This window comes from Nonomuraea sp. NPDC050680, from assembly GCF_040654555.1.
Taxonomy (GTDB): Bacteria; Actinomycetota; Actinomycetes; order Streptosporangiales; family Streptosporangiaceae; genus Nonomuraea.
In genome coordinates this window covers 78,446-86,363 of record NZ_JBFAIF010000033.1, presented here as the reverse complement: position 1 = coordinate 86,363, position 7,918 = coordinate 78,446, and the positions used below count along the sequence as shown (strand labels likewise).

Here is a 7,918-nt window from a genome sequence, read left to right as displayed (position 1 = left end):
TACATTCCGAACCCGGAAGTTAAGCTTCCCTGCGCCGATGGTACTGCACTCGGGAGGGTGTGGGAGAGTAGGTCACCGCCGGACAATCTTTGATTACAAAAAGGGCTCCACGCATACGCGTGGGGCTCTTTTTGCGTTGTGAGGTCAGGCGCGAACAGTAGCGGGCTCTGCTCTACGGGCGCGGCCTGTCCACGACGGGGAATGTACAAGTCTCGGATTGCGGTCCTGAACCGGCGTGGCCGATTCAGGACCGAGCCGGCCGCGCTGCCGAGCAGCCGCAGGCGCCAAATCGAGCGATCAACGGCTTATCCACGAAGAACGAAGGCGCCCCAGCCCATGTACCGTCTGCCGAACTCAAGATAAGAGGCGCGCGCATGGTCCAAGAATTGCCGCAAGGCCGGCGCATCGGGGTCGGCCGGATTTTCGCGTAGCCACTCGCTCAGCGTCCACCATTGGGCGGCGACGTACCTGTCCCAGGTGTCGTGGTTCGCCAGGACCATTTCCACCAGCTCATAGTCGGCGTCCTCGATGAGCTTGGCCGTACCGGAGAGCGAAGCGAAAGAATCTTTCGGCACTTGGAGCGATGCGCAGGCTATGGGCGATGGCGGGCTGATCCAGTAGCAGTCGCCGACCAGGGCGAGTCCGCCAGGGCGGAGCAGGCGGCGTATGAGCGTGAGAGTGCCGGCGAGGCCGCCGCCGATCCACGTGGCACCCATGCACGAGACGATGTCATACGAGTGCGGTTCGTCCTCATAGGTCCCGGCGTCCGCCTCGATGAAGCGTACCTGGTCGGTCACGTCGAGCTCGTCGGCGCGTTCTCTGGCGGCGGTGAGAAAGACCTTGCTGATGTCCACGCCTACCCCGTACGAGCCGTAACGGGCGGCCCATCGGGTGAGCATTTCCCCCTTTCCACAGGCGAGATCCAGATGGCGCGTGCCTGGTGTGATGCGGCAGATTTCGCCGAGGAGGTGCAATTTTTCGTCAGTGATGGGGTTCAGAATGCGGTGCTGAGACTCGGCGATCTCATGGAAGCGGAGTGACATGTCGAGCAGTTTTCCCGAAGTGGTCAATCACCGCGACCGAATATGCGGTCCGGGCCAGGCTCGGTGACGTGCTGCGGCTTGCTAGGCTGGTGGTACCGGGCCATCCCACCGCGGGTGGCCTTCGTCGCGTAAGGCCCGAAAATCGGGCGGCGACCTGCCACGGCGGACCGTCATGTGACGCACGGGTCTGCTGAGTGAGCCAACGAAATGGACCAGAAGTGAACAGTGATAACGGATCGGACGGCGGACAGCGCGAACGGGGCGACGGCGGAGACAAGCGTCCCCAGGGCGGCGACAGGAGCGGCGGGTATGGCTCCCGCGGGCGCGACCAGCGCGACTCCAGGGGCGACCGTCCGTTCCGTTCCGACGACAGGCCGCGCTCCGGCGACCGAGGGCCACGACGCGATAGCGGCGACCGAGGGGCTTCGCAGGATCGCGGATACGGCGAGCGTTCCGGATACCAGGGACGTAGCGACCGGGGCACCGGGCGCGACAGCGGAGGATATCGCGGCCCGCGTCGTGAGGGTGCATCCGGTGATGATCGGGGACCTCGTCGCGAAGGCGGCTTCGGTAGTGACCGTGGGCCCCGTCGCGATGGTGGTTACAGTGGCGGTCCGCGCCGTGAAGGCGGGTTCAGTGGTGACCGCCGTGAAGGTGGTTACGGTGGCGGTCCGCGCCGCGAGGGCGGATCCAGTGGTGACCGTGGCCCGCGTGGCGAGGGGGGTTACCGCGGCGGCGACCGGGGTCCCCGTCGCGAGGGTGGCTTCCGCGATGACCGGGGCGGACGCGGTGGCGATGACCGCCGTCCCTTCCGCGACCGGGACGATCGTGGCCCGCGTCGTGACGCTGGGTCCGGGGATGACCGGGGCCCCCGTCGCGATGGTGGTTACGGTGGCGGTCCGCGCCGTGAAGGCGGGTTCAGTGGTGACCGCCGTGAAGGTGGTTACGGTGGCGGTCCGCGCCGTGAAGGCGGGTTCAGTGGTGACCGTGGCCCGCGTGGCGAGGGGGGTTACCGCGGCGGCGACCGGGGTCCGCGCCGTGAGGGTGGTTTCCGTGACGATCGGGGTCCCCGCCGTGAGGGTGGCTTCCGCGACCGTGACGATCATCGGCCGGGTGGGTTCCGTGACGATCGGGGTCCGCGTTCTGAGGGTGGCGACGATCGTCGTTCCTTCCGTGACCGTGATGACCGCGGCCCTCGCCGTGAGGGCGGCTACGCCGGTCCGCGCCGCGAGGGTGGCTTCCGCGACCGTGATGGTGGCGGAGAGCGTCGTGGGTTCCGTGACCGTGACGACCAGCGGCCGGGCGGGTTCCGTAGCGACCGGGGTCCGCGTCCCGAGGGCGGCGGTGACCGAGGTCCCCGCCGTGACGGGGGCTTTGATCGGGGTCCGCGTGGCGGCGACGAACGCCGTCCGTACCGTGACCGTGATGACCGCGGCCCTCGCCGCGAAGGTGGTTATGCCGGTCCGCCCCGTGAAGGTGGGTTCCGCGGCGATCGGGGTCCGCGTTCTGAGGGTGGCGACGATCGTCGTTCCTTCCGCGATCGTGATGACCGCGGCCCCCGTCGTGAGGGCGGTTATGCGGGTCCGCGTCGTGAGGATGGTCACAGCGGCCCGCGCCGTGAGGGTGGCTTCCGTGACGATCGGGGTCCCCGGCGCGAGGGTGGCTTCCGCGACCGTGACGATCATCGGCCGGGTGGGTTCCGTGACGATCGGGGTCCGCGTCCTGAGGGTGGCGATGACCGTCGTTCCTTCCGTGATCGTGATGACCGCGGCCCTCGCCGTGAGGGCGGCTCCGCCGGTCCGCGCCGTGAGGGTGGTTACGGCGGCCCGCGCCGCGAGAGTGGTTTCCGTGACGACCGGGGTCCCAGCCGTGAGGGTGGTTACCGCGATGACCGGGGCCCGCGTGGCGATGACCGTTCCCGCCCGTTCTCGCGCGACTCTCATGACGACCGGGCGTCCAGCGGCACCCGTGCCAGGTTCGGCCGTACCGATGACGACGCTCCGCAGCGCGAGCCGCTGCCTGAGGTCGCGCCCGACATCACCGCCGAAGAGCTCGACAAGGAAGTACGCGACGAGCTGCGCTCCCTCCCCGGCGACCTCGCTGACTTGGTGGGCAGGCACATGGTCGCCGCCGAGCGTGCGCTGGAGGAGGACGACCCGGATAAGGCTCACGAGCACACCAAGGTGGCCCGCAGGTTCGCGGCCCGCATCGGTGTCGTACGTGAGGCGGCGGGAATTGTCGCCTACCGGGCGGGGCACTTCTCCGAGGCTCTCAGCGACCTGCGCGCGGCGAGGCGGATGACCGGCTCGGACGCGTACCTCGCGGTCATGGCCGACTGCGAACGCGGCCTCGGCCGTCCGGAACGCGCCCTCGACCTGGTCCGCTCGCCCGAGGCCGAACGCCTCGACAGGGCGGGACGCATCGAGCTGTCGATCGTCGAGTCGGGCGCCCGCCGCGACCTCGGCCAGAACGACGCCGCCGTCATCACCCTCCAACGCCTGCCCGAGCTGCGCGACCCGCAGGCGAAGCCCTGGTCGGCTCGGCTCGCGTTCGCGTACGCCGACGCGCTGGCCGACGCGGGTCATCAGGAGGCCGCCACCGACTGGTTCGCCAGGGCGATGGCCTTCGACGAGGACGGCGAGACGGATGCCGCCGAACGGTACGCCGAGCTGACGGGCGCCGTCATCGAGGACGTCGAAGAGGACTTCGACTACGAGGACGACTCCGACGACGCAGGTACGGCCGGCCACGCCGACGCCATGGTCGAGGCGGACGAGGACGTCGACGAGGACGCGGCCCTCGCCGAGGCGGACGACCTTCTCGACGACTCCGAGCTCACCGACGATCAGGCTGCGGACGCCGAGCCGGTGGACCAGGAGGATGAGCCGGTCGGTCGGCAGGATGCCGACGATGAGCAAGACAGCTCCGCGGACCGGCATGGTGCCACCGGTGAGCAGGACGGCTCTGCGGACCAGGAGGACGCCGACGACGAGCGGGACGGACCTGCCGGCGAGGCGGAATCCGCTTCTGAGCAGGCGGGATCCGCTTCCGAGCAGACGGAATCCGCTTCCGAGCAGGAGTCCGGCGAGTCCGGCGACTTCCGGGACGGTTCGGTGAACGCCTCGAAGGACGTCCCGAAGGTTGCCTCGAAGGACGCCGAGCCCGACGAGCTGCTGGCCGACGACTCCGGCACGGTAGAGCCGAGCGCCCCAGCGTCCAAGACCCCTGCGGTTGAGACCCCGATGACGCTGGGCATCAGTCCGGCGTTCATCGAGCCCAACTTCGGCGACATTCTGGACCAGCCCGACGAACCAGCCGAGGACGCCGCCAAGCGCGACTCCAAGCGCGAAGACTGACGTCCCGCTCCGCCGTACACCTTCCACGGTGTACGGCGGAGTTCTGGTACGGCACTTCGTAGCAGAAGTCACTCCGTACCAGAAGTCATTTCGTACCAGAAGTCAGGGTGAGACGCGGTCGAGCCAGTGGTAGATCCCCGCGACATTCGACGGAGCGCCACTCAGGAGCTCGAACTGCTCCGCTGTGTCATCGTCCGCCTTGAGCGCTTGGTAGCGTTCCCTGGTCCGGTCCCTGACCATGGCGACGGCGTGGTCGAGGTCCAGGCCCTCCGTGTGTACCTGGCGGGTGAGATCGACCCAGACGCGAAGTTCCTCCGCAGACCGTTCGAGCGTCTCCTGTACGGCGCCGACCGGTCCGTAGTGGCTGAACAGCAGCCGCTGCGGGCCGAGTGCCTTGAACAGCGCGATCGAGTTGAGCGCCGTCTCCAGGTCGAAGTCCGGAGGCGGGGTGGCCGGGCGCAGGTCCCCGGTCTGAGGCAGGTACACACCGGCGGCGTCACCCACATACAGATCGCCAGTGCCGGAGTCGATGAGACCCACATGATGCTTGGCATGGCCGGGGGAGTAGTGGCTGTTCAGCGTTCTTCCGTTGCCCAGGTCGATGGATCCGGTGTCGCCGAGTGCGACGATGCGGTCGGCCTCGGTCGGCGACAGTTCGCCAAATAGCGTGTCAAGGCGGTCACCCCACACCATCCTCGCGCTGGCCATCAATCTGGACGGATCGGCCAGGTGTCTGGCCCCCTTCTCATGCACCACGATCTGGGCAGACGGGAAGTACCTCGCCATGTCCCCCGCGCCGCCGGCATGATCTAGATGGATGTGCGTGACCACGACCGTGGCAAGGTCCTCGGGGCCCACGCCGAGCGAGGCGAGTGCGTCACGGACCACGGGTGCCGAGGTCGAGGTGCCGGTCTCGACCAGGCATGGGCGGTCACCCAGGATCACGTATCCAGCCGTGATGCCCGAATAGCCGGCCATCTTCGTATCGATCTCATAGACGTCGCCGCCCAGGGCGGTGATGTTGTCCACAGTCACTCCTGATCCGCTGCCGTTATCCCCAGAATGGCGTTCGAGCCGATCCGGCGTACCCCTCATCGTAAAGAGTGATCTCACCAGAACCCCGATGGGAGGACGACAGTGGACCGCAACGAGGTCGTACTGGTGGGAAGGCTGTCCGCGACGCCAGAGGAAAAACCCCTGCCGAGCGGCGACACCCTCACGAAATGGCGCCTGATCGTGCGCCGCCCGGAAAACAGACGCGGCCAAACGATGACGGACAGCGTGCCATGCGCGACTTTCGATCCCGAGGCGGCCGCCTTCGTCCGCAACCTCAGACCCCGCGACACCATGGAGATCAAGGGCGCTTTCCGCTGCCACGTCTACGGCCCGACAGCCGCCAAGATCTGGCGCTACGAAGTCGAGGTCACGATGGCCAAGGCAGCCCCACCGGACCCAGCCGACCAGCCGAGGCCGTCACGACCGCGCCGCAAGCCTTTCCCACTCGCACAGAGCCGGCGGCTCGGGAACGACCCGGAACCTCCTGACGCTCAGGAGTGCCGACGAGGCCCGGCCCCTCCGCCACCCCCCACGCCTTTCGGAAACGCGATGACCCTGGACAAGCACGACATCCTGCCGTCCGTCCCCTCCCCACGCCCAGCCTCCGACCTGGCCCCGACCGGCTAGCTCGCTATCCGGGAGTGGCACCTCCGCTGAGAGGCCCAGAAGGCCCTCTGAAGCGTCCCTGCAGTGCTGGATGACCAGGTCGATGTTCCGCCTCAACCAGTGGCGAAGGTGCGGAGGACGAGGCCCGTAACGGGCTTGGGGCCAAAGGAGGTTGATTTGCGAGGTACACGCTCGCCCCCCGCCGCGATGGCCAGCACGTCGTCGACGGCTAGGGGCTTCAGAATAACGGCGGTGCCGCCCGTATCGAGAGCCAACTGCAGGGCGGCCTCGGGGTCATGATGCACGATCCGTACGGCCTGCTGATCGTCCTGCATGCCCCACACCTTGAGCAGGACGAACTCACTGAGGATGGAGATGTTCAGGGAGTTCCACCGATCGGAGCGGTCCGGCGGCATGGCGCGGGCGAGTTGGATCGGATCAGGGTTGGTGAGCAGGTGGCACCCACCTTCGCCGGCGAGCAGAAATGCGGGCTCGCCTGCGGCCTGGAGCGCGGCCAGGCCCTGGTCGAGGGTGGCATGGTCGTGGACACGCCACGATCCCTTGGCCCTGGCCGCCGCCTCGGGCAGGGGCAGGCCGGGAATGACGCGATGAATGGCCTTGAGATCGGGCGGGTATGCGGTCGAGTCGACGAGCAACGCCAGCCCGAAGTCCCATGGGCCAAAGGTGGGGCGTGCCTGCTCGCCGCCACGCGCATGCTGCTCAGTGGGGTGGGCGCCGGGGGCTGATGCAGCAGCGGGTCCTGGCATCTGGCTTGGTTCGGTGCTGATTGCTGGGCCCTGAGCTGGTTCGGCGTTGGTCGCTGAATCCCGATCTGGTGTCGCGTTGGTCACCGGACGCTGAGGAGGTGCGGCATGTGGGGTGCGGGATGCCGGTGTTGTGGGAGCGGGCCATGGGGTGGAGGCGGGGGTTTGGCCGGCACGGGCCGCGTGCTCCTGGCGTTGCAGGACCCGGTATGTCGCGTACCTGTGGTGTCCGTCGGCGATGAGGGCTTGGCGGGTTCGGAGGTCGGCGTTGACAGAGTCGATCTCGGCCGGATCCGTGATCGCCCAAAGACGGTGGCGGAGACCGTCCGCCGTATCGGCCGTCACCAGAGGCGGGCGCGTCGACGCCACGTGATCCACCAGGCGGGTGGCCGTGCCTTGGCCGCCGTCGTAGAGGAGGAAAATGGGTTCGAGGTTGGCCTGGGTGGTGCTCATGAGGGCGAGCCGGTCGGCGACGGGGCCGGGGAAGATGTCCTCGTGGGGGAGGATGATGCGTCGAGCTGGGTCCGACAGGGCCACATCCCCGATGAGGCCGCGCTGTAGGACGCCCGGTCCGTGCTGTTCGTACACATAAAGGGCCGGCTGCTCGTCAGCGACCAGCACCTTCGCGTCCAGCCAGGCGAGGAGTGTGTCGCGGGCTGCGCAATAGCGCTCGTTCGCTGAGCGTTCGTGTGCGTCGGCAGATGGCTGGACTGCCACGTCCCCGTGCGCCTCACTCTCACCCTTGTCGCTGTCAGCGGGACGCTCGGCAGCGGATTGTTCGTCGTCTGTCGTCGCAGCGGGGTTGGCGTGGTGGGAGGCGGTGCTGGGTGTCGTGCTGGGGTCGGGGGGGTTGGGAGCGTGTGGGTGTCCTTCGGGGGACTGGGGTGGCGACGAGCAGGGAAGGATGAGACGGACGACGTTGTTGGGATGGGAATCCAGGAGGGCGCGTACGTCACCCTCCGCGATCAGGTCGTACGGCGGGGAGGTCACCTTGGCGGGATCGTCGACCGTGAAGCGGACGCCGCGAAAGGGGCGTAGGAGCAGTCCATCAGGCACCGGCAGTTCAGGATTCCCCATACCGGGCATGCTCCCA

6 protein-coding genes and 1 rRNA gene are annotated in these 7,918 nt (G+C 68.1%); 3 read left to right on the top strand and 4 right to left on the bottom strand.

The window, feature by feature from the left end; all coding sequences use genetic code 11:
- Positions 1–84 (top strand): 5S ribosomal RNA (rrf, locus tag AB0H88_RS49440); the annotation flags it as partial.
- 221 nt (positions 85–305) lie between these two features.
- Here rrf and AB0H88_RS49435 read toward each other — a convergent pair.
- Both AB0H88_RS49435 and AB0H88_RS49430 read right to left on the bottom strand, forming a co-directional pair.
- The gene (locus AB0H88_RS49435) at positions 306–1,043 is read right to left on the bottom strand and encodes a class I SAM-dependent methyltransferase (protein WP_357656743.1); all 738 of its coding nucleotides are present in this window, start codon (positions 1,041–1,043) and stop codon (positions 306–308) included.
- 170 nt (positions 1,044–1,213) lie between these two features.
- The gene (locus tag AB0H88_RS49430; RefSeq protein ID WP_357656741.1) at positions 1,214–3,214 is read right to left on the bottom strand and encodes a hypothetical protein; all 2,001 of its coding nucleotides are present in this window, start codon (positions 3,212–3,214) and stop codon (positions 1,214–1,216) included.
- Here AB0H88_RS49430 and AB0H88_RS49425 point away from each other — a divergent pair.
- Positions 3,164–4,399: a hypothetical protein gene (locus AB0H88_RS49425; RefSeq protein ID WP_357656739.1), complete on the top strand. Its 1,236-nt coding sequence runs from the start codon at positions 3,164–3,166 to the stop codon at positions 4,397–4,399. The two genes, AB0H88_RS49430 and AB0H88_RS49425, sit on opposite strands and share 51 nt — an antisense overlap.
- Positions 4,400–4,501: 102 nt before the next feature.
- Here AB0H88_RS49425 and AB0H88_RS49420 read toward each other — a convergent pair whose 3' ends face one another.
- Positions 4,502–5,428 carry an MBL fold metallo-hydrolase gene (locus tag AB0H88_RS49420; protein ID WP_357656737.1) on the bottom strand — a complete coding sequence of 309 codons (927 nt, stop codon included), beginning with the start codon at positions 5,426–5,428 and terminating at the stop codon, positions 4,502–4,504.
- Positions 5,429–5,536: 108 nt separating this feature from the next.
- On the opposite strand from AB0H88_RS49420, the gene AB0H88_RS49415 reads away from it, so the two are divergent.
- Positions 5,537–6,082 carry a single-stranded DNA-binding protein gene (locus AB0H88_RS49415; RefSeq protein ID WP_357656736.1) on the top strand — a complete coding sequence of 182 codons (546 nt, stop codon included), beginning with the start codon at positions 5,537–5,539 and terminating at the stop codon, positions 6,080–6,082.
- Positions 6,083–6,174: 92 nt separating this feature from the next.
- On the opposite strand, the gene AB0H88_RS49410 is transcribed toward AB0H88_RS49415, so the two are convergent.
- Positions 6,175–7,902: a DUF1015 domain-containing protein gene (locus AB0H88_RS49410; protein ID WP_357656734.1), complete on the bottom strand. Its 1,728-nt coding sequence runs from the start codon at positions 7,900–7,902 to the stop codon at positions 6,175–6,177.
- Positions 7,903–7,918 lie beyond the last annotated feature (16 nt).

Excerpts from the sequence above, each read along its gene's own strand:
- AB0H88_RS49435 (WP_357656743.1), bottom strand. The coding sequence starts at position 1,043 with ATGTCACTCCGCTTCCATGAGATCGCCGAGTCTCAGCACCGCATTCTG.
- AB0H88_RS49425 (WP_357656739.1), top strand. The coding sequence starts at position 3,164 with ATGGTCGCCGCCGAGCGTGCGCTGGAGGAGGACGACCCGGATAAGGCT.
- AB0H88_RS49410 (WP_357656734.1), bottom strand. The coding sequence starts at position 7,902 with ATGGGGAATCCTGAACTGCCGGTGCCTGATGGACTGCTCCTACGCCCC.